Genomic DNA, 20,923 nt, shown 5'->3' with positions numbered 1-20,923 from the left:
CAAGGAGGTTTTTTATAAACTTTGGAGGAACATAGATGAAAATAATTGCATTAATTGGGAAAAGTGGTACTGGAAAAAGCTACAAGGCTATTTCTCTTTTAAAAAAATTAAATATAGAATACATGATAGACGATGGGCTATTAATAAAAGGAAATCGCATTATTGCAGGAAAATCTGCTAAAAGAGAAGATACCTCATTAGGGGCTGTAAAAAGAGCTATTTTCATGGACGAATCTCATAGAAAAGAAGTGATAGAAGCTATAAAAAGTGAAAATCCTGATAGTATATTGATTCTTGGAACTTCAGATAAAATGGTTGAAAAATCAGTTAAAGCATTAGAATTACCCAACATATCGCAAAAGATATATATTGAAGATGTAGCAACAGAGAAGGAAATAAAAATTGCACAAATTCAGAGGAAAAAAGAAGGAAAACACGTAATTCCTGTTCCAACTTTTGAAATCAAGAAAGATTTTTCAGGATATTTTATCGATGCTCTAAGTGTTTGGAAAAAAAAAGATGGAAAAAAGGAAAAATATTGTGAAAAAACTGTAGTAAGACCTACATTTAGTTATAGGGGAAAGTACACTATTTCAAATAAAGTTATAAAAGATTTAGTAGGTTATGCTTCTATGAAAATTGATGGAGTGAGTAGGATTTTAAATATTTACATAAATAATTTGGAATATGGAGTAAAGATAAATATTGATTGCGAAATACAATATGGAAGTCCCATAATACCGATAGTCAAAAAGGTGCAATTTCAAGTTATTAAAGAAATTGAATACATGACTTCATTAAACATTATTGGAGTGGACGTTTTGGTAAAAAAAATGACAGTTTTGTAACAATATATAATTTCCACTTAGAGTATAATTTTAGTAGGCAAAAACAACAAAAATGAAAAAGATGCCCGAAAGCACCTTTAACATATATGAATCATCCAATATAATAGTAATTAATAAGAAAACTATAAAAGGGATGATTACATGTATAATATAAGTTTAGATGAAAAAGAAATTAATTTCAAGAACTTAGAGAAAATTATATATAAGCTTGTATGCCGACAGGCATGTGAAATGCTCGTAGAGCTATTAGAAAAATTAGATAATAAATTAATGAAAGAAAGAGATAAAGAAGAATATAGAAATAAAGGATTAAAGAAAACTACCATAAAAACAATAATGGGCGAAATTGAATATAAACGTAGAATATATCAATATACTACACAAGAGGGTAAAAGAGGTTACAAATGCCTTTTAGATGAATACTTAAAAATGGAAACCATAGGACATATATCTACAAATCTAGTAGAAAAAATAGTAGATCTAGCAACAGATGAATCATATAGAAAAACAGCAAATAAAATAACAGAAATGACAAACCAAAGTATAAGTCATTCAGCAGCTTGGAACATAATACAAAACTTAGGAGAACAACTAAAACAAAAAGAAAAACACGAAATAAAATTAAACAACGAAGAAAAATTACAAGGCAAAAAAGAAACAAAAATATTGTTTGAAGAAATGGATGGAGTGTGGATAAATATCCAAGGTAAAGATAAAAAGACTAAGGGAAAAGAGAAAAAAGAACTAAAATTAGGAATTTTTTATGAAGGCTGGGAGAAGAAGCATGAGAAAAAAGATAGATATGTACTAAAGAACAAAAAAGCATATGCAAGCTTTGGAAGTAGTAAAGAATTTAGAAAACTAAGACAAGCCAAAATAGCGAAACAATATAATACTGACGAAATAGAAACAAAAATAGTAAATGGAGATGGAGCAAACTGGATAAAAGAAGTTATAAAAGAAGACAATTCACACTTTCAATTAGATCCATTTCATAGAAATCAAGCAGTACTTAAGAACATAGAAGATAAGAAAAAGGCAAAAGAAATAATAAAGAAACTAAGCAATGGTAACATAGAAGAAGGATTAGAAATGATAACAAAACTAATGATAGAAAACAATGATAATCAAAAGAAAATGAAGAAATTACAGGCACTATATAATTACCTAGTAAACAACAAAGAAGGGATAGTGCTCTACAAACTTCGCCCAGACATAAATATGCCGCAACCACCAGAAGGAATTAAATATAGAAATCTAGGAACAATGGAACATAGCATATGTGATATATTAGCACAAAGGATGAAAGGGAATAAAACAAGTTGGTCAATACAAGGAGCCAGTAACTTAGCCAAGATACTAGCAGAAAAAGCAAGCAAAGAATTAGCAACAACAATAAAATCACTACTGAACAAAGAAATAAAAGAAGAAAAGCTTGAAGAAATAATAGAAAAAGTAGGATTAACAGCAGCAGAAGTAAATAAAAAGCCAAAGAAAAGCAAGATATACAAACACAAAAGAGCAAGCATGCCATTTAGTCAATGTTCAGTAACTAACGGAAGAAAAGCCATAAAGGACATGTTAGGTTGCAAATGTGCAAGTCAAATGAACCTAAGTTTTTAATATCTAATATATTATATAACTTAAAAGAATAAGCTAACATACGATACCTATGCTCTAATATAAGCCTAAAAAAATACAACATAATAGAGCATTAATACTGATGAATAAATAGAATTAGACCTAAAAATAGGGCTCTCAGACTTATTGTTATTCTATAATCATAAGTCTAGTATTATAGAATAACAATTTTGAAATCATTGTAAAGTATATGTAAATTTATTTTTAAAATTGTAGAAAGTATAAATAGAATACTCTTGCCCTATCGGGCATAAAAACATAATTAAAACAGCAAAATTGGATGATTAAATTTAAAAATAATAATTTTGCCAACTTTTACTTGACAGTATCTAATTTCCATTTACTATTTACAATAAAATATAAGTGTGTTATAATTCCATTTGAAAAGGGAAAAGGTTTCTAAAAACACATAAGGAAAATGTTTTATTGTGTTTATTTTATTAACAAAGTGTCCCTTTGACAATTAGTTAAAAATATAACAATTTAAATTTAATATAAAATAGGAGGTCTTGAAATGACAAAGGAAAGCTTAAATCCTTTAAAAAATGCTCAGTTACAAGTTAAAGAGGCTTGTGACAAATTAAATATGGAACCAGAAGTATATGAGTTGCTTAAAGAACCTCAGAGATTTATTGAAATTTCAATTCCTGTAAAAATGGATGATGGAACTGTTAAAGTGTTTAAAGGCTACAGATCTCAACATAATGATGCAGTTGGTCCAACTAAGGGTGGGGTTAGATTTCATCCCAATGTAACTCCTGATGAAGTAAAAGCATTATCAATATGGATGACATTTAAATGCAGCGTAACAGGCATTCCTTATGGTGGAGGTAAAGGTGGTATTACTGTAGATCCCAAAGAATTGTCAAAGGGAGAATTAGAAAGACTTGCTAGAGGATATGTTGACGGTTTATATAAATATTTAGGAGAAAAAAATGATATTCCTGCTCCAGATGTAAATACTAATGGTCAGATAATGGCATGGATGGTTGATGAATATAATAAACTTGTAGGGCATAGTGCTATAGGAGTAATTACAGGTAAGCCAGTTGAATTTGGTGGCTCAAAGGGTAGAAATGAAGCAACAGGTTTTGGTGTTGCAGTTGTAGCTAGAGAAGCTGCTAAAAAATTAGGTATAGATATGAAAAATGCAAAAATTGCAGTTCAAGGATTTGGAAATGTTGGTAGATTTACAGTTAAAAATATAGAAAAATTAGGAGGAAATGTAGTAGCAGTAGCAGAATGGTGTAAGGAAAAAGGAACTTATGCTTTATATAATGAAAAAGGATTAAAATTTGAAGATCTTCAAGCTTATATGGAAAAGAACGGAAATCTTTTAGGTTATCCAGATGCCGAAGAAATTTCATTAGAAGATTTTTGGAAATTAAACGTTGATATAATGATACCAGCTGCTTTAGAGAATGCTATTACAAAAGATGTTGCAGAATTAATCAATGCTAAGCTAGTTTGTGAAGCAGCTAATGGTCCTATAACTCCAGAAGCAGATGAAGTACTTAATAATAAAGGAATAGTAGTAACACCTGATATTTTAACTAATGCAGGTGGTGTTACAGTTTCATACTTTGAATGGGTACAAAATCTTTACGGATATTATTGGAGCGAAAAAGAAGTTGAAGAAAAAGAAGAAATAGCTATGGTTAATGCATTTAATGATATTTGGAAGATTAAAGAAGAATATGATGTACCTATGAGAAAAGCTGCTTATATGCATTCAATTAAAAAGGTTGCAGGTGTAATGAAATTAAGAGGATGGTATTAATATTAAAAACTCTCTGGTTTAAACCAGAGAGTTTTTAATATTATTTAGTATTATTTTGAAAAAGTATAGGGTATAATATGTATTATACACATATTTTACTGAGGAGTGAAATTATGCAGTATGATGTAACTTATGATAAAGGGAAGATAATAATTAAAGATGCTAAAGATTTTGTTCCTAAGCATGTATTTGAATGTGGTCAGTGCTTTAGGTGGGATAAAAAAGAGGATGGAAGTTATACAGGAGTAGCTTATGGTAAAGTAATAAATGTTAAAAAAGAAGGAGAAGACATAGTAATATCCAATTCAAATATGGATGATTTTCAAAACATTTGGGTAAAATACTTTGACTTAGATAGAGATTATGGTAATATAAAAAATATACTTTCAAAAGACCCGATATTAGATAAGGCAGTGAAATTTGGCCACGGTATTCGTATCCTTAACCAAGATGCATGGGAGATATTGATTTCATTTATTATTTCAGCAAATAATAGAATTCCTATGATAAAAAAAGCTATAAAATTGTTATGTGAAAGATATGGAGAATACATAGAAGACTATCAAGGAGAGAGCTATTATAGCTTTCCACGCCCAGAGGTATTGTCAAAGCTCAGTATAGAAGATTTAGAAAAATGTAAAACAGGATTTAGAGCTAAGTATATCTTAGATGCTTCCGCAATAATATCATCTAAACAGATGGATATATATGCACTAAAAAATATAAGTACGGAAGAAGCTAGGAAAAATTTAATGCTTTTTTCTGGAGTAGGACCTAAGGTATCTGATTGTATTATGCTTTTTTCTTTAGAAAAACGAGATGCTTTTCCAATTGACATATGGGTAAAAAGGGTTATGGAATATTTTTATATAAAAAAAGATACTAAACTAAAAGATATACAAAAGTATGCTAGAGACAAGTTCGGTGAATATGCAGGATTTGCTCAACAGTACTTATTTTACTATGCAAGGGAGTTAGGTATAGGTAAAACAAAGAAAGTAAGCAAATAGGCCAAAGACTGCCTTTGATGTTTCAAAAGGAGGAATATACATGTTAGGAACTATAGTTAATTTTCTTGCAATTATCATTGGTGGAAGTATAGGGGTATTTGTTAAAAATGGACTTAAGGAGAAATATAAAATTACCATCATGCAGGGAATTGCTTTATCTGTATTGATAATTGGTATTACGGGAGCAATCAAGACAGAAAATATGCTTTTGATGATAGGAAGTATAGTTGTTGGCAGCATATTAGGCGAGCTATTTAATATTGAAGAAAAATTGGACAAACTAGGAATTTGGTTAGGAGATAAATTTGGAAGCAGTAGTTCTAGTTTTTCTAAAGGGTTTGTTATGTCATCATTAATTTTTTGTGTTGGTGCTATGTCAATAGTAGGGGCTCTTGAGAGTGGCTTAACAGGAAATCATCAAACTCTTTTTGCAAAATCTATACTAGATGGTATTTCATCAATAATATTTGCTTCTACACTTGGTGTAGGCGTAATTTTTTCATCTATAACTGTACTCATTTATCAAGGAATTATTACTATTGCAGCTTCATCAATAAAGAATTTACTTACCCCAGAAGTTATAAATGAAATGTCAGCTGTAGGCGGACTGCTTATTATGGGAATAGGAATTAATATGCTTGAAATAAAGAAGATTAAAATAGGAAATATGCTTCCAGCCATATTTATACCTTTAATATATTATGTTATAACTATATTATTTTAAATAATAAAGAAAATTGAAGGATTACTATAAAGTTAAAACTTAATATAATATTTTATTGTATAAATTACTCAACAAAGAAAATATAAGAAATATAGAGACAATAAATGCGATAATAAGATAAAATAACAAAATTGCCATTAAAGATTAATATTGACAATATACGATTAAAAATTAAACTTGATTACATGAACCTGTTTATATAACATTATATTTGTAAGTGTTAGCACTCGACGATGATGAGTGCTAATAATATATTAGTCAGTTAAAAAATTTATATACAAGGAGGTCAATTTTATGAATATCAAACCTTTAGGAGACAGAGTAGTTATTAAGAAAGTTGAAGCTGAGGAAAAAACGAAAAGTGGTATTGTGTTACCAAATACAGCTAAAGAACAACCTCAAATGGCTGAAGTTATAGCCGTTGGAGCTGACATTACAAATGATGAAAAGAAAAAGGATCAAATTAAAGTTGGTGACAAAGTAATATTTGCTAAATATTCTGGTACTGAAGTAAAGATGGATGGAGTGGAATATACTATATTAAAATTAAATGATATTTTAGCAATAGTTGAATAAATTTAGTTATTTAGTAATTACTACATAATAATATAAAGGAGTGTGATTTTAATGTCTAAGGAAATAAGATTTGGAGAAGAAGCACGTCGTTCAATGGAAAAAGGTATTAATAAATTAGCTAATACTGTTAAGGTTACTTTAGGACCTAAAGGAAGAAATGTAGTATTAGGTAAGAAATTTGGTTCACCACTTATTACAAATGATGGTGTTACTATAGCTAGAGAAATAGAATTGAAAGACCCATATGAAAACATGGGAGCTCAATTAGTTAAAGAAGTTGCAACTAAGACAAATGATGTTGCTGGTGATGGAACTACTACAGCTACATTATTAGCTCAAGCAATTATAAGAGAAGGTTTAAAAAATGTTGCAGCTGGTGCTAATCCAATTATTTTGAAAAAAGGTATAAATAAAGCAGTTGAAAAAGCAGTTGAAGAAATAAAAGCATCATCAAAGAAGATTGAAAGCAAAGAAGCTATAGCTCAGGTTGCTTCAATATCTGCTGCAGATGAAGAAATAGGAAACCTAATAGCTGAGGCTATGGAAAAAGTAGGTAATGATGGAGTTATCACTGTAGAAGAATCAAAATCAATGGGAACTACTCTTGATGTAGTTGAAGGTATGCAATTTGATAGAGGATATCTATCACCATATATGGTAACTGATACAGAAAAAATGGAAGCTGTATTAGAAGATCCATATATTTTAATTACAGATAAGAAGATATCAAACATTCAAGAAATATTACCAATACTTGAAAAAATAGTTCAACAAGGTAAACAATTATTAATTATCGCTGAAGACGTAGAAGGAGAAGCTCTTGCTACATTAGTTGTTAATAAATTAAGAGGAACATTCAATTGTGTTGCTGTAAAAGCACCAGGATTTGGTGATAGAAGAAAAGAAATGTTAAGAGATATTGCTATCTTAACAGGTGGAGAAGTAATTTCTGAAGAGTTAGGATATGACCTTAAAGAAGCAAGTATTGAAATGCTTGGTAAAGCTCGTACAGTAAAAGTTGATAAAGAAAATACAACTATAGTTAACGGAGAAGGAAAACAGTCAGAAATAGAAAATCGAATAAAACAAATAAAAACTCAAATAGAAGAAACTACTTCAGAATTTGATAAAGAAAAATTACAAGAAAGATTAGCTAAATTATCTGGTGGAGTTGCAGTTATTCAAGTTGGTGCAGCTACAGAAACAGAACTAAAAGAAAGAAAGTTAAGAATAGAAGATGCTTTAGCTGCAACAAGAGCTGCAGTTGAAGAAGGTATAGTACCTGGTGGTGGAACTGCTTTTATCAACGCTATTCCAGCTATCAAAAAGTTAGTTGACGAAGCAGAAGGAGACGAAAAAACAGGTATAGCTATTATAATGAGAGCTTTAGAAGAACCAGTAAGACAAATAGCTATTAATGCAGGACTTGAAGGTTCAGTAATAGTTGAAAAAGTTAAAGAATGTGAAAAAGGCGTTGGATTTGACGCATTAAATGGAAAATATGTTGATATGATTAAAGCAGGTATAGTAGACCCAACTAAAGTAACTAGATCAGCTTTACAAAATGCTGCTTCAGTATCATCTATGGTACTTACTACTGAAAGTGCAGTTGTTGATGAACCTGAAGAAGAAAAATCTAATGCAATGCCAGGAGGAATGGGTGGCGGAATGCCAGGAATGATGTAATAAAATATATCATAGGGACGGTTCCGACGATATATTTTATACAAATAAAAGACGCGAGGATATGTTTTGATATGTCCTCGTGTTTTTTATTATAAAAAATCTGCACGACTATTTTCAAGTATTATTCTAAATAGTGTATTAATAAATTTTGAGGTTAGAACTTGTTTCATTAATATATATGTTTGTGAAATTTTTAATTTTCTAAATTCTAAAATTAGTCATTGACGAATTATGATTTTTTGTGGTATTATCAATATGAAACGTGTTTCATAGAGATTTATATTTTTAAAGATAAAAAGTCATTGCCCCCCTATATGGAACATGTTTCATACTTATGATTATATTAGTTCAAAGTTAAGAAAAAATAGGAAGGTAGTAAATATGATATATATTGGTATAGATTTAGGTACATCATCTGTAAAATTATTAGCTATGAATGAGTATGGTAAAATATTGGGAAATGTTGTAAAGGAATATCCAGTTTACTATCCAAAGGCAAATTGGGCAGAACAAGATCCTGATGACTGGTGGATTCAAACAAAAACAGGATTAAAAGAATTGATTTATAATTATGATCTTCCAAGGGACGCAATAAAAGCCATAAGTTTTAGCGGTCAAATGCATGGCTTAGTAGCTCTTGATGAAAATGGTAACGTTTTGTTTCCAGCTATTTTATGGAATGATCAAAGAACAATTAATGAGTGTAATGAAATAGAACAATTTTTTGGACAAAAGAAATTAAATGAATTAGTTGGAAATAAACCTCTTACAGGATTTACTGCTCCCAAGATATTGTGGCTTAAGAATAACCATAAAGATATTTTTAAACAAATAAATCACATTCTTCTTCCTAAAGACTATATAAGGTATAAGCTAACTGGAGATTATGCTACTGATGTTTCAGATGCTTCTGGAATGCTTATTTTAGATGTTAAAAATAGAAGATGGTCTGAGGAAATGATGGATTTTTTAGAAATTGATAAAACTATGCTTCCAGAACTTTATGAATCTTATGAAGTAACAGGAGTGTTATCAGATGAGATAAAAGATTTCCTTGGTATAAAAGGAGAAGTGTTAGTTGTTGCAGGTGCAGGTGACCAAGCAGCTGGAGCAATTGGGACAGGTACAGTAGAAAATGGAATGGTATCTATTACATTAGGAACATCTGGAGTGGTATTTGCCTCATGTGATGATTTTGTACTAGATGAGGAAAATAAATTACATTCTTTTTGCCATGCAAATGGGAGATATCATTTAATGGGAGTTATGCTTTCTGCAGCTAGTTGTTTAAAATGGTGGATTGAAGATGTAAATAGTGGAGAGTCTTTTGATAAACTTCTTAAAGAAGCAGAGGGTAGTAAAGTAGGTAGTAATGGAGTAATCTTTTTACCTTATTTAATGGGAGAGAGAACACCATATGCGGATCCAGATGCAAGAGGAGTTTTTATAGGCCTTAATATGAAAGTGAAAAGAGGAGATTTAACAAGAGCAGTACTAGAAGGTGTTTCATTTGGAATTAAAGATTCTTTTGAAATATTAAAAGAGTTAGGTGTTCCTATTTATCAAATAAGAATTATTGGTGGGGGAGCAAAAAGTAAATTGTGGAAGCAAATCCTTGCTGATATATTAGGATATCCAATTAATGAGATTAATACTAATCAAGGTGGGGCATTAGGAGCTGCTATTTTGGCAGGAGTTGGTTCAGGACAATATAAGGATGTAGAAGAAGGTTGTAAGAATTTAATAAAATCTTTAAATCAAATAAATCCAATAAAAGAAAACACAAAGTATTATGAAAGAATATATAAGAAATATCAATCTTTATATGGATGCTTAAAAGAATGGTTTAAACAATAGCAAACACAAGAGTTGGATTGAGGTGAAACTATCCATGTCCAATATTAGAGAAATTGCGAAAAAAGCAGGAGTAGGTATTGCTACAGTATCTCGATATTTAAATGGTACTGGTTATGTAAGCAAAGAAGCAAGACAAAAGATTAAAAAAGCAATAGAAGAATCAAACTATGTACCAAATGCATTGGCTAGAGCGATTTTTACAAAACATTTTAATACTATAGGGTTAATGGTTCCAAATATATCAAACCCATTTTTCAACCAAATGGCCTTAGTAATTGAAAAATATGCAAATAATATGGGATATACTATATTTTTATGTAACACCGATGATAATAAAGAGAAGGAAAAAAAATATTTAGAAGTTTTACGAAGCCATAGGGTAGCAGGAATAATTGCTTCTAGAAGTCAATGCAGTGAAGAATATAAGAATATTGATATTCCAGTAATAGCATTTGAAAATCATATATCAGATAACATTATAACAGTATCTGCAGACAATTATAATGGTGGGAAAATGGCTTTTGAACATTTATATGAAAAAGGTTGTAGAAAGATATTGCATATCAAAGGCCCTAAGTCTTTTGAAGCAACAGAGATGAGGTATAGAGGTTTTTTAGATGGAGCTAAGTCTAAGAATATTGAAATCGATTGCATAGAATTTGAAAGTGATTTTCAAGTAGAGATGATTGCAGGTAATATTAATAAGATAAAAAGCATAGGAAAATATGATGGAATATTTGTTTTTAATGATATTGCTGCAGCAACAGTAATGAGATTACTTAAAAAAATGGGAGTTAGTATTCCACAAGAGACTCAAATTATTGGGTTTGATAATAGTTTTATTGGTGAATTATTATATCCTTCTTTAACCACTATAAATCAGCCAGTACAAAAATTGGGCAATACTGTTATTAAATTATTAATCAAGTTGATTAATGGCGAAAAAGTACCTATTAAAGATTATATTGTAGAAACGAAATTAATAAAAAGGGAAACAACCCTATCTTAAAATTAAGTACAATGTACTGTAATTTAAATTAGGTTATAGAATGCTGAATAACAAATACTATTCAGCAATTCATATAACATAAATATGGAATAAAAATTAAATTTTAGGAGGGAAAATAATGAAAATGAAAAGAAGTTCAAAAATATTAGTAATTATGGTTTCTATTTTAATGATAGCATCTATGTTAACAGCTTGTGGTTCAGAGCAGCAAAGTGCAGATGACCAAAAGAACGAAGATGTATATGAAATAGTTATGGTAGCTAAGCATGAAGGTATCCCTTGGTTTGATGATATGAGAAAAGGTGTTGAAGAATTTAACGATGAATTTAAAGGCAAAGTCAAAGCTTGGCAAATTGCTCCAGAAGGTGGCGACCCAGCAAAACAAGTACAGATGGTAGAAGATTTAATTGCACAAGGCGTTGATGCAATTTGTGTAGTGCCAAATGATCCTGACGCTATGAGACCTGTTCTTGAAAGAGCAAAGGATAAAGGAATTGTTATTATTAGCCATGAAGCTGGAGGATTAACAGACATAGTTGATTACGATGTTGAAGCATTTGACAATAAGTCATTTGGAGAATTAATGTTTGAAGAACTTGCAAAAGCTATGGGTGGAGAAGGAAAGTTTGCAGCTATGGTTGGTGGACTTACTATGGAAACTCATATGGCTTGGTATAATGCAGGTATGGAATACATAAAAGAAAATTATCCAAATATGCAAGCTGTATCAGAAGAACCTTATGAAGATAAGAATGATGACAAGATAGCTAGAGATAAAGCACTAGAGATCTTAAATGCCTATCCAGATTTAAAAGGTTTTGTAGGCACATCAGTTTCTGCAGGAAGTAATATGGCTTCAGTGCTTAAAGAAAGGAACAACAAGGACGTTAAGGTAGTAAGTCTTGGTATACCATCAGTATCAGGTCCATATCTCGAAGAAGGCTATATGGTTCACGCTCAAACTTGGAGGCCTGCAGATGCTGGTTATGTATGTTGTAACCTTGCATATAAAATATTAGAAGGCGAAGAAATAAAAGATGGAATGGATTTAAATAGAGATGGGTATGACAATATAAAAATTGAAGATAAAATTGTATATGGTAATGCTCCATTAATATTGAAAAAAGGAACATTTGAGCCTGGAAATTATCCATTCTAATTAAGTAGCTTGGGGAATTGCATAATAAATAAATTTTATTATGTAATTCCCTAGTATAATATATTTTGTGCAAATCTTTTTACCTAGGAGGATTAATATGCAAAAACCTATTCTTATAGCAGAAAACATAACAAAAAATTTTGAAGGTGTGCGAGCTTTAAACAATGTAAGCATAAAAATAAATGAAGGAGAAATAATGTGTCTTGCTGGGCAAAACGGCTGTGGAAAGTCAACTATTGTTAAGATTATTGCAGGTGTTTATACTCCTGACGAAGGAACAATAACAATAGATGGGAAGAAGTATAATAAATTAAACCCTATTACTGCAATTAATGAAGGAATACAAGTAATATACCAAGATTTATCACTATTCCAGCATTTAACAGTTGCAGAAAATATAGCTATGAATAAAATGATTTATGACAAAAAAAGGTTTATTAACTGGAAGGAAATAAGAGAGATTGCACAAAAGCAGCTTGATGAAATAGGTGTAAATATTGATTTAGACACACCTATAAGAAATATTTCTATAGCTAATAGGCAGCTTGTAGCTATATGTAGGGCTTTAAGTTTAGATGCAAAAATACTTTTTATGGACGAGCCTACTACAGCTTTGACGAAAAAAGAAGTCAATAGATTGCTTTCAATTGTCATGGAATTAAAGAAGAAAGGTATTTCCGTTGTATTTATTAGTCATAAATTAAATGAAATATTCGAAATATCAGACCGTATTACTATACTGAGAGATGGAAATAAAGTTGGTGATTTTAACGCTTCAGAACTTAATCCAAAGAGCTTAAGTTACTATATGACTGGTAGAGAAGTTGAGTATCCGAGATATGAGAGAACTTATTCAGATGATTCAAAGATACTTGAAGTTAAAAATCTTAATAAAGCTGGAATGTATAAAAATATCAATTTTTCTATTAGAAAAGGAGATATATTAGGAATTACAGGATTACTAGGCTCAGGACGAACAGAGATAGCATTATCTTTATTTGGTCTTAATCCTCCAGATAGTGGGGAAATATTAATAGAAAACAAGGTAGTTAAGATAAATTCTCCTAATGACGCTATGAAGTATGGTATAGCTTTATTACCAGAAGATAGACATTCACAGGGGCTTTTTCTTCAACAGAGTGTGAAAACAAATATTACATCAACCATTCTCGATAAAATAAAAGGTAAAATAGGAGTAATTAATTCAAAGAAACAAAAAAATATTGCCACTGATACAGTTTATAATATGGATGTTAACAATAAAAATGTTAATATTGAGGTCAAAAAGCTTTCTGGAGGAAATCAGCAAAAGGTTGTTATTGGTAAGTGGATTGTTACTGATCCTAAACTATTTATACTAGATACACCTACTGTAGGTGTTGATATAGGTTCAAAAGCAGAAATTTATGAAAAAATACACAATTATGCAAATAACGGAATGGGTATTATTATAATTTCCGATGAGATAGAAGAAATATTAGCCAATGCAAATAAAGTTTTGGTAATGCACGATGGAGAGATAATAAAATATTTAGACGAAGATGACCTTAAAAAAGAAGATGTTCAAAAGAGAATATTTGAACTAATAAATAATCCTGATAAAAAATATAAAGATGAGGAAAATAAACAGCAGAGGGTGAAAGAAAATGAGGATGAAAGATCAATTAAGGCAAAAAAGACCATTTAGAAAGCTGAGACAGATGGAAAAATATCTATTAGGTATTTTGATATCGTATACAATATTAGTTGCTTTTGTAAATAAGGATTTTTTAAGTTTAAATACACTATTTGACTTATTAAAAACTTCATCAGGGACGATGATTTTAGCATTAGGAGTGTTAGTTGTTCTTATTTCTGGGGGAATAGATGTATCTTTTACAGCTATAGCAGTAGTAAGCGGATATTCTTCCATAAAATTAATGATGTATCTTGGCATAGATAATATCATGTTTGTTATGTGTATTTCAGTTATAATAGGAATTATTCTTGGAGCAATAAATGCCTTAATAATTCATATATTTAAGCTACAAACACTTATTGTTACTTTAGGAACTTCTAGTATATTTTATGGATTTATGACTACATTTATTGGGACAAAGAGTATCACAGTTGCAGACAAGCCTCAATCACTTCTCAATTTTGGAAGGGCAAATTTATTTACTATAACTTATGGTGCAAAAACTTATGGGTTATCAGTATTTACTGTAGTTGTATTAGCAGTTATTATAGCTACTTGGTTTATTCTTTATAGAACTATGCTTGGCCGTAGTATATTTGCATTAGGCAATTCTGAGGAGTCAGCTATTAGAGCAGGAGTAAATATATTTAAGACTAAATTGTTTATATATTGTTATATGGGTATGCTTTCAGGTATAATGGGTATTATCTATTTTTCGGAGATAGACCTTATCAATCCTGTTTCATTAGTAGGAACTGAGCTTATGGTTATCGCTGCTGTTGTTATAGGTGGCATAAGACTTTCAGGTGGTGAAGGAACTATATTTGGTGCTATACTTGGTGTAGCTATTATTCAGATGTTTAAATCTACACTTGTTTTTCTTGGACTTTCGACCTCTTGGAATGACTTGTTTGTAGGTGCGATCCTTATTGTTAGCATTTCAATTATTTCCTACCAAGCAAGAACATTTAACCGCAAGCATTTGATGTTTACAGAGTAAATAGAGAAGGAGGATCGATTATGAGGGAAAGTGTAAAGCAAATTATAAAAAAAGATATAAACCTTTCGGTTTTGGTAACTATATTTGTACTAGTTACAGCAGTACTTAGTTTTTTGTTACGAGATAAGTTTTTCTCCCTTAATAATTTTCAATCAATGGCATTTCAAGTAAGTGAATTTGGATTTCTTGCTATAGCAATGGCACTTGCTATGTTGACAGGAGGTATTGATCTTTCAATAGTAGCAAATGCAGGCCTTTCTGGTGTGATAGCAGCATTTGTTATGTCCGGTAAATTTTTCAACATCCAGGATATGAGTTCCATAGTAGTAATTTTTACAGCAGTATTTGCAGCATTATTGTGTTCTACATTGTGTGGAGTTTTTAATGGAATATTAATTGCTAAGTTTTCTATACCACCTATATTAGCAACTTTAGGTACTATGATCCTTTATACGGGGATTGGTATGGCTTTAACTAATGGAGAAAGTGTAAGAATTGCTGTGAAGGGCTTTTCAAGATTGAGTTCTAAAACTTTATTTGAAATACCATATATTTTTATTATGCTGGTTATTGCCTTTATAGTTATTTCATTTATTCTTTCAAAGACAAAAACAGGGAAACAGATATATATGTTGGGAGAAAACCCTGTAACATTAAGGTTTTCAGGGGTAGATACAGAAAAGCTTATAATAAAAACTTATGCCCTTATTGGTTTGTTAGTTGGATTTTCAGCTATTATCATGATTTCGAGAGTTAATTCAGCAAAAATGGGATTTGGAGATACCTATCAATTACAGGCAATTCTCGTCGCTGTTTTAGGCGGATTTGATCCTAATGGTGGGAAGGGAAAAATCGTTGGCGTTGTATTAGGAATGACAATTCTTCAATTTTTACAGAGTGCATTTACTATATTTAGATTTACTCCTTATGCTAAAAAATTAGTTTGGGGTGCTATGTTACTTGTAGTAATGATTATTAACTATATTGTTAATAATAGAAAAAAAGGTAGGAAAACGAAAAAAGCAAAAGAAATTCCTACTTTAGCAAGCTAATTATAGAAAGGTGGTAGAATATATGAAATATGATGAAATGTATAAAAAAATTTTAAATGAACTTTCGCAAGTATTTGAAAGAATTAATTTAGATGATGTGAATAAGCTTATGGACATGATAAATAAGGCAGATAGAATATTTTTAATGGGTGTAGGTAGAGAAGGCCTTGCAACTAGAGCATTTGCTATGAGACTTATGCATTATGGCAAAGAAGTACATTGGTGCTGGGACGATACTACACCAGCAGTTGAAAAAAATGACCTTTTCATCTTTACTTCAGGTTCTGGTGAAATAGGACATATACACTATGTTGTAAATGAAGTGAAAAAAACAGGTGCAAAGATTGCATTGGTTACAGGAGTGCCTGATAGAAAAACTGGCGAGTTAGCAGACCATATATTATGGGTTCCTGCTAGTGTATATAAAGGCAAAGATAATGTAGTACCATCTATTCAACCAATGGGTAATTTATTTGAGCAGTCATTATTCATATTATTTGATATGATAATTATGATGCTCGTTGATTCAAGTGAAACTACCTTTGAAGAAATGTCAGCAAGACACCGTAACTTCGAATAAATCGTGGGGACGGCTCCGACGATATATTTTTGATATGTTTTTAAGAATGAAAAAATGCGAGGGCAGATTGTTAATTATGTTCTCGCATTTTTTATTATATATAGAAGAAATTGCAAAATTACTTGAAATATCTTAATACGCAATTTTCTAAATTAATAATTTATATTATAATATAATAAGAATGTGTGGCTGAAATAAAAGAATTAGAATTATCAAATAATTTTTTTAATTATCACAAATGGGGTGAAAGAATTGAAGAGAATAGATGAAAGAGATACTATGTTTGCTAGAATGAGCTATAAAAAAGGAACCCCTCAATATGAAGATTATTATTCCAGAAATAAAGATTTAAAGGAAATAGACGATAAAATAAGGGCAAAACCTAATTTATGTGAAAAGGGTACAGCCTTTTATAGTCCTGTTAATTCACCAATAGCAGATGCAAATTTTAGATTTCTCAGCGATATTAATAGATTTGTAGAGGGAGATGTAAATCCTAAGAAAGTAGAAATAAATCCGGAACAGATGAGTTTTAAGCTTAAAGGGCTTGCTAAACATTATGGTGCAAAACTAGTTGGCATAGCAAAAATGGAGGATTACTACTATTATAGTTACAGAGGAAGACGAGCTGAGTCATATGGTGATAAAGTAGAACCAAAACATACTTATGGGATAACATTTGCAGTAGAAATGGATAAAGAAATGATGAATAGGGCACCACAAGTATCTGAAATCATAGAAGTATCAAAATCTTATGTTGACGCAGCAATAATTGGAATGATGCTGTCATACTATATAAGGGAATTAGGTTATGATGCTAGAAATCATATGGATGGTAATTACTTGGTAATAGCACCTTTGGTAGCTAGGAATGCAGGGCTAGGGGATATAGGAAGAAATGGAATTCTTATAACTAAGGAATATGGTTCTAGAGTAAGGCTTGGTGTAGTAACAACAGATATGCCTCTTATTCCAGATGAGAAGATAGACTTTGGGTTACAAGAATTTTGCACAATGTGTAAAAGATGCGTAAGAACATGTCCAGGAAAGGCTATACCATCTGGTGAAGCAAAAGAGATAGATGGAGTAAAAAGATGGAGGATAAAGCAAGAAAATTGCTATAATATATGGAGAAGTTTAGGAACAGATTGCGGTATATGTATTACCAGCTGTCCATTTAGCCAAGGCATAGATATTGAGCTTATAGATAAGATTAAAGAATCAAAAGAAATCATACAAAAAATATTAAAAGAGCACGATGAAAAATATGGAATAAGACCATATATAAAAGAACCTCTTGACTGGCTAAAATAAATCGTGGGGATAGTGCTGATGATATATTTAATAATATCATTGGAATCAATAAATAATAGTATGCTAGAAGAATCAGTAAAGGAAATATTAGAAGTAAGGTGGAAATATGTTCAAAAAAGTAATTTTAGGACTAATTATTGTATTAGTAATAATATTTTTATATCGTGAAAATAACTCTATAGTTATAACGCAGTTTAGCTTTAAATACAGTAAATTACCAGAAGAATTTTCTGGATATAAGATATTACATATATCAGATTTGCATAATAAAAACTTTGGTAAAAACCAAGAGAAGATTATGAAATATGTTAATGACATAAATCCAGATATTGTGGTGATAACTGGAGATATAATTGATAGAAGAAGGTACAACGAAGAGCCTAGTCTTAACTTAGTGAAGCAATTAGCTGATGTATGTTCAGTTTATTATGTTACAGGTAATCATGAAGCTTGGTCAGGGAAATTTGATGACCTTAAAGAAAAGTTAATTAAATCTAATGCAAAAGTGCTGAGAAATAAAAAAGTAGAATTAATAAAGGGTAATTCTAAAATTAATATTTTAGGCATAGACGATTATGCCTTTTTTGATAGCGGATTTGAATATGACCAAGAGTTAAGAAAATTGACAGACGATATTAATGAAGGAGAAATTACCATATTGCTATCTCACAGGCCTGATAAAATAGACTACTACAGCAAATATCCTATTGATATTGCATTTACAGGACATGCACATGGCGGACAAATAAGATTACCTTATATAGGTGGATTAATAGCACCAGATCAAGGGATATTACCTAAATACACGTCAGGGGTTTACGAAAAAAATGGGTTAAAAATGATAGTAAGTAGAGGCTTGGGAAATAGTATTTTCCCACAAAGGCTATTTAATAGACCAGAGTTAATAGTTGTTACCTTAGAAAAATAAATTAATTAAAGATTTATATTGGAAGAATATTGTGAAATTGTTATAATATTAATTAGATTACATAATTATCATAGAGTCATGATTTTGTAAGTTATAAATTTTAACAAAATATTTTATTATGCAAATTCCTCATATTATAAAAGGAGCGGTAAAAGTTGAATGAAAAGAGTATTGCAAATATAGCGTGCAGAATATTAGCTGTATATGTTATTATTACAGGAATAAAAAACTTATCATAATTTCTTTAGCCTTATACCAAAGATATCATTTTTTAATAGTGGCTATATTCCTAAAAATTCAGTTAGTACGCTGGAAGTAAAGTTTTCAATAATTGAACTAATAATTAGGTTTATCCTTGGACTTTTATTATTGCTAAAATCACAAAAAGAAGGTCTAAAGGATTTAGATAGGTGATGTATTAAAATATATCATCGGAACAGTCCCTATGATATATGGAAGAAGGTGAAGTTTTGAATATTTTAATAGTAGAAGATGATAAGGGGCTAAGTAGGGGGATTTCTTTTAGCCTTAATAAAGCTGGGTATGAGGTATATATTGCCCATAATATAAAAACTGCTAAAGAATTGTTTAAAAATAATAATATAAATATGATTATTTTAGATTTAAATCTTCCAGATGGAAATGGTGTTGATTTTTGTAGAGAGATTAGAGCTATATCTTCTGTTCCAATTATTATGTTAACTGCAAGAGATCTTGAAACTGATGAGATTGAAGGATTAGATTCAGGTGCAGATGATTATATTACAAAGCCATTTTCTATTTCTGTTTTGATAGCAAGAGTTAACTCTATTTTTAGGAGAAATGCAGTTAATCATAAATCTAATCAGATTAAATCTGGTAGAGTTATTATTGACCTAGACAGCTTTAAAGTATACAAGGCTAATAAAGAAGTGCCTATTAGTGTTACTGAATTTAAGCTATTAAAATATCTTATAGAAAACAAAGGGCAAGTTTTATTAAAAGAGCAAATATTAAAAAATTTATGGGATGATAGTGGAAATTTTGTTGATGAAAATACATTACCTGTTAATATAAGAAGACTTAGAAAGAAAATTGAAGATGACCCGTCTAAGCCTAAGTATATTAAAACTGTCCATGGTATGGGGTATATGTGGTGTGAGGAGTAGAAAATGAAGAACATAATTAGTATTGTTATTGCAGCTGGCTTTATATGTATATTAGTAATATACTTTTCCAGAAGGTATGTAGCTAAAATGTTTGATACAATCAGCTATATCCTAGAACAAATATTGTCTAGGAAAGATAATATCGTGATTTCGGAAGTAAAAGATTCTAGACAGTCAAAATTAGCATATCAAGCAAAGAGCATTATAGAAATGATAAATAGGGATGTAAATAAAACTGAAGAAGAAAAAGAAATTATTAAAGAACTAATTAGTGATATTTCACACCAAATAAAAACTCCTCTCGCAAACATATCTATGTATACAGATATATTACTAAATCAAAATTTAAATAAAGATGAGTATAGAGAGTTTTTGACGAGGATAAAAGAACAGTCGGAAAAAATTGATTGGCTTATGAAATCTTTGATAAAGATGTCAAGGTTGGAAACAGGGGTAATAGACTTTACACCTGATTATGAATACATAAAAGAAACTGTTGCAAAAGCTGTTAGTTCAGTTTATTCTCAAGCTAGCAGCAAGAATATTGAAATTACAGTTGAAGAATTTGATGATATAAAGCTTTTACATAATAGAAAATGGACTTGTGAAGCTATAACTAATATTTTAGAAAATGCTATCAAATATTCACCTGAGTTTTCTAAAATCAACATTAAAATTATTCCTCTTGAAATATATACAAAAATAGAAATAAAAGACCAAGGTATTGGCATAGATAAAAAAGATTATAACAATATATTCAAGAGATTTTACAGAGGTGAAAATGTGTCAGATTATAGAGGCATGGGAATAGGTCTTTATCTTTCACAGCTTATATTGTCTAAGGAAGGGGGATATATAACGGTTAAATCAGAATTAGGAAAGGGAAGTACATTTTCTATTTTTTTACAAAATATATCATAATGCAATTCCCTC

The 20,923-nt window shown here is 30.3% G+C and carries 18 protein-coding genes; all 18 read left to right on the top strand.

The annotated features are described in order from the left end of the window. Positions 1 to 35 precede the first annotated feature (35 nt). The 18 genes from ACZ41D_RS11250 to ACZ41D_RS11165 all read left to right on the top strand — a co-directional run bounded on the left by ACZ41D_RS11250 (position 36) and on the right by ACZ41D_RS11165 (position 20,911). Positions 36 to 848 (top strand): Asp23/Gls24 family envelope stress response protein, encoded by an 813-nt coding sequence (locus tag ACZ41D_RS11250; RefSeq protein WP_464151499.1) that lies wholly within the window; start codon positions 36 to 38, stop codon positions 846 to 848. A 141-nt stretch (positions 849 to 989) separates the two neighbouring features. After that, positions 990 to 2,471, top strand: coding sequence for an ISLre2 family transposase (locus tag ACZ41D_RS11245; protein ID WP_464150702.1), 1,482 nt, complete (start codon positions 990 to 992; stop codon positions 2,469 to 2,471). A gap of 532 nt (positions 2,472 to 3,003) precedes the next feature. Then, positions 3,004 to 4,269, top strand: coding sequence for a Glu/Leu/Phe/Val family dehydrogenase (locus ACZ41D_RS11240; RefSeq protein ID WP_464151498.1), 1,266 nt, complete (start codon positions 3,004 to 3,006; stop codon positions 4,267 to 4,269). 113 nt (positions 4,270 to 4,382) lie between these two features. Next, entirely contained in the window at positions 4,383 to 5,279 is an 897-nt protein-coding gene (locus ACZ41D_RS11235; protein ID WP_464151497.1) for a DNA-3-methyladenine glycosylase family protein, read from the top strand. 40 nt (positions 5,280 to 5,319) lie between these two features. Continuing rightward, positions 5,320 to 6,003, top strand: coding sequence for a DUF554 domain-containing protein (locus ACZ41D_RS11230; protein ID WP_464151496.1), 684 nt, complete (start codon positions 5,320 to 5,322; stop codon positions 6,001 to 6,003). A 294-nt stretch (positions 6,004 to 6,297) separates the two neighbouring features. Beyond that, a complete protein-coding gene (locus ACZ41D_RS11225) occupies positions 6,298 to 6,579 on the top strand; it encodes a co-chaperone GroES (protein ID WP_464151495.1) in 282 nt (93 codons plus the stop codon). Positions 6,580 to 6,630: 51 nt separating this feature from the next. Beyond that, a complete protein-coding gene (gene groL / locus ACZ41D_RS11220) occupies positions 6,631 to 8,265 on the top strand; it encodes a chaperonin GroEL (RefSeq protein ID WP_464151494.1) in 1,635 nt (544 codons plus the stop codon). 381 nt (positions 8,266 to 8,646) lie between these two features. Next, entirely contained in the window at positions 8,647 to 10,122 is a 1,476-nt protein-coding gene (xylB, locus tag ACZ41D_RS11215) for a xylulokinase (protein WP_464151493.1), read from the top strand. A 34-nt stretch (positions 10,123 to 10,156) separates the two neighbouring features. Then, a complete protein-coding gene (locus tag ACZ41D_RS11210; protein ID WP_464151492.1) occupies positions 10,157 to 11,131 on the top strand; it encodes a LacI family DNA-binding transcriptional regulator in 975 nt (324 codons plus the stop codon). A gap of 118 nt (positions 11,132 to 11,249) precedes the next feature. Next, complete coding sequence (locus tag ACZ41D_RS11205; RefSeq protein WP_464151491.1) at positions 11,250 to 12,290, top strand: substrate-binding domain-containing protein; 1,041 nt, start codon at positions 11,250 to 11,252, stop codon at positions 12,288 to 12,290. Positions 12,291 to 12,387: 97 nt separating this feature from the next. Continuing rightward, positions 12,388 to 13,977, top strand: a complete 1,590-nt coding sequence (locus tag ACZ41D_RS11200; protein WP_464151490.1) for a sugar ABC transporter ATP-binding protein — start codon at positions 12,388 to 12,390, stop codon at positions 13,975 to 13,977. Beyond that, positions 13,943 to 14,968, top strand: coding sequence for an ABC transporter permease (locus tag ACZ41D_RS11195; protein ID WP_464151489.1), 1,026 nt, complete (start codon positions 13,943 to 13,945; stop codon positions 14,966 to 14,968). The genes ACZ41D_RS11200 and ACZ41D_RS11195 overlap by 35 nt, the downstream gene beginning before the upstream one ends. Positions 14,969 to 14,988: 20 nt before the next feature. Further along, on the top strand, positions 14,989 to 16,020 hold the full coding sequence (locus tag ACZ41D_RS11190) for an ABC transporter permease (protein ID WP_464151488.1): 1,032 nt from the start codon (positions 14,989 to 14,991) through the stop codon (positions 16,018 to 16,020). Between the two features lie 22 nt (positions 16,021 to 16,042). Beyond that, positions 16,043 to 16,600: a 6-phospho-3-hexuloisomerase gene (gene hxlB, locus ACZ41D_RS11185; protein ID WP_464151487.1), complete on the top strand. Its 558-nt coding sequence runs from the start codon at positions 16,043 to 16,045 to the stop codon at positions 16,598 to 16,600. A 252-nt stretch (positions 16,601 to 16,852) separates the two neighbouring features. After that, the gene (locus ACZ41D_RS11180) at positions 16,853 to 17,914 is read left to right on the top strand and encodes a 4Fe-4S dicluster domain-containing protein (RefSeq protein ID WP_464151486.1); all 1,062 of its coding nucleotides are present in this window, start codon (positions 16,853 to 16,855) and stop codon (positions 17,912 to 17,914) included. A gap of 106 nt (positions 17,915 to 18,020) precedes the next feature. Then, positions 18,021 to 18,842, top strand: a complete 822-nt coding sequence (locus tag ACZ41D_RS11175; RefSeq protein ID WP_464151485.1) for a metallophosphoesterase — start codon at positions 18,021 to 18,023, stop codon at positions 18,840 to 18,842. A 470-nt stretch (positions 18,843 to 19,312) separates the two neighbouring features. Next, positions 19,313 to 19,990, top strand: a complete 678-nt coding sequence (locus ACZ41D_RS11170; protein ID WP_464151484.1) for a response regulator transcription factor — start codon at positions 19,313 to 19,315, stop codon at positions 19,988 to 19,990. A gap of 3 nt (positions 19,991 to 19,993) precedes the next feature. Next, positions 19,994 to 20,911, top strand: a complete 918-nt coding sequence (locus ACZ41D_RS11165) for a sensor histidine kinase (RefSeq protein ID WP_464151483.1) — start codon at positions 19,994 to 19,996, stop codon at positions 20,909 to 20,911. Positions 20,912 to 20,923 lie beyond the last annotated feature (12 nt).

The organism is Brassicibacter thermophilus (genome assembly GCF_055378355.1).
The sequence above is the reverse complement of the archived record's forward strand: the minus strand, read 5'-3'. Positions and strand labels throughout refer to the sequence as shown.